Source organism: uncultured Salinicola sp., from assembly GCF_937921195.1.
Classification (GTDB): Bacteria; Pseudomonadota; Gammaproteobacteria; order Pseudomonadales; family Halomonadaceae; genus Salinicola.
In genome coordinates this window covers 1-1,600 of the sequence record NZ_CALFQK010000018.1, presented here as the reverse complement: position 1 = coordinate 1,600, position 1,600 = coordinate 1, and the positions used below count along the sequence as shown (strand labels likewise).

At 65.9% G+C, this 1,600-nt stretch carries 4 protein-coding genes; all 4 read left to right on the top strand.

Features of this window, described 5'->3' with window-relative positions:
* Window positions 1-232 (top strand): hypothetical protein (locus Q0602_RS01355; RefSeq protein ID WP_298837771.1); only part of this gene is annotated, 232 nt, incomplete at its 5' end.
* A gap of 215 nt (window positions 233-447) precedes the next feature.
* Window positions 448-678 carry a hypothetical protein gene (locus Q0602_RS01350; protein ID WP_088653018.1) on the top strand — a complete coding sequence of 77 codons (231 nt, stop codon included), beginning with the start codon at window positions 448-450 and terminating at the stop codon, window positions 676-678.
* A gap of 23 nt (window positions 679-701) precedes the next feature.
* Window positions 702-1,085: a hypothetical protein gene (locus Q0602_RS01345; RefSeq protein ID WP_088653017.1), complete on the top strand. Its 384-nt coding sequence runs from the start codon at window positions 702-704 to the stop codon at window positions 1,083-1,085.
* Window positions 1,069-1,600: phosphoadenosine phosphosulfate reductase family protein (locus Q0602_RS01340; protein ID WP_298837766.1), on the top strand; the 532-nt coding region annotated here is incomplete at its 3' end. The genes Q0602_RS01345 and Q0602_RS01340, both read left to right, overlap by 17 nt.

The following is a 1,600-nucleotide window of genomic DNA, read 5'->3' as shown; positions in this document are numbered from 1 at the left end:
CAGCTCGCCCAAGGGCCACCCGATCCGCGTCGGCTCGGCCTGGATGGCGAAGAGCAACCGGACCGGGAACGACTATGTCTCGCTCCTCATCAATACGCCCGATGGCGATCTGCGGGTGAACGCCGTGCAGAACGAGGAGCAGCGGGGCGGTCAGACCTTCTCGATCATTCCCTTCGTCGAGAGTGCAGGCCAGGACCGGTCGGACAACGCCGGGCTCGCCCTGGTCGGCTGACAGGCAGCGACTGCTACAGAACCGGCGCTCCGGGCAACCGGGGCGCTTTCGCCCGTGCAGGCCTGATCCTCCTCCCATGAAACAGGCCTGACGGAGCTGCCGGCATGTCTCCGGTCGGCCAGCGTCCCCTGTCCGCAAGAGGCAGGTCCCGTGAGGGGAGCCGCGACAGCGCGGCTCCCCTCTTTTCGTATCACCCCATCAGTAGGACTAGACGCATGTTCAATCTCACCCGTCCCAAGCTGGTCACGCTCGCCGAGGCCGAAGGCTATGCCGATGTCGTGGACTTCCTGGAGGACTACGCGCAGTGCAGCGTCGTGCCCGCGATCTGCATTGCGCCCGATTGCGACCACACCGCCGAGCTCGAACCCGACCAGCGCGCGGGCTTTTGCGAGGTCTGCGGCCGCCCTTCCATGAAATCCGGCCTCGTCATCGCTGGCATGATCTGAGTGCCGAAGAAGGAGGGCTTCCCATGACACAGTATAGATACACCACGCCCGGCACGCGCCTTGTCTGGTCCGACGTCAGCCAGTGGGTCGATGCGGTTCACTGGATCGGCAGTCGCCAGTTGAGTGCGGCGCGTAACCGGGCCTACGCCGCCCATGCGGCGGCTCTGCCCCGCGAACTCATCGACCGCGAGACGCATGTCCCATCGCTCGAGACGGCGCTTCACCTCCTCAAATATGGACGTCCCAGTCTCGCCCGGCCGCAGAGAGGCCATCGCGCCGATCACCCGACCACGCCGGTCATCATGGATCTGATGAACCGTCTCGCCGTCCTGAAACGCCAGGACCAGATGCCCGCCGGGGACAACTGGACCGCCATGCTCGGAGGTTCCGATGCGCATTCCGACTGACATCACCGACATGATCGAGCGCGGCGCCCTCGTGGCGATCATCCATTCTGGCGGCAAGGACAGCCAGGCCATGACGATCAGGCTGGTCGAGGCCGGAATCCCGCGCGACCAGCTCCTCATCGTCCATGCCACCCTCGGCGACGTGGAATGGCCGGGAACCATCAGCCATATCAGGAAGACCACCTTCGGCCTGCCGCTGGTGATCGCACGACCCCGCCGGTCGTTCTTCGAGATGGTTCGGGCGCGGGGTATATTCCCCTCCCCGCGATATCGCCAATGTACCTCCGACCAGAAGCGCAGTCCGATCGAGCGCGAGCTGCGCCGCTATCTCGCGGCCAACCCCCGCTTCGCCGGGCGCATCGTCAGTGCGATGGGGATGCGCGGTGAGGAAAGCGCCGCACGCCGAAGCCGTCCTGTCGTCAGCTTGAACGCCCGGGGCAGCGTGGCGGGACGGACCTGGATCGACTGGCTGCCGATCCATGGCCTGACACGGCGGGAGGTGTTCGGCACCATCG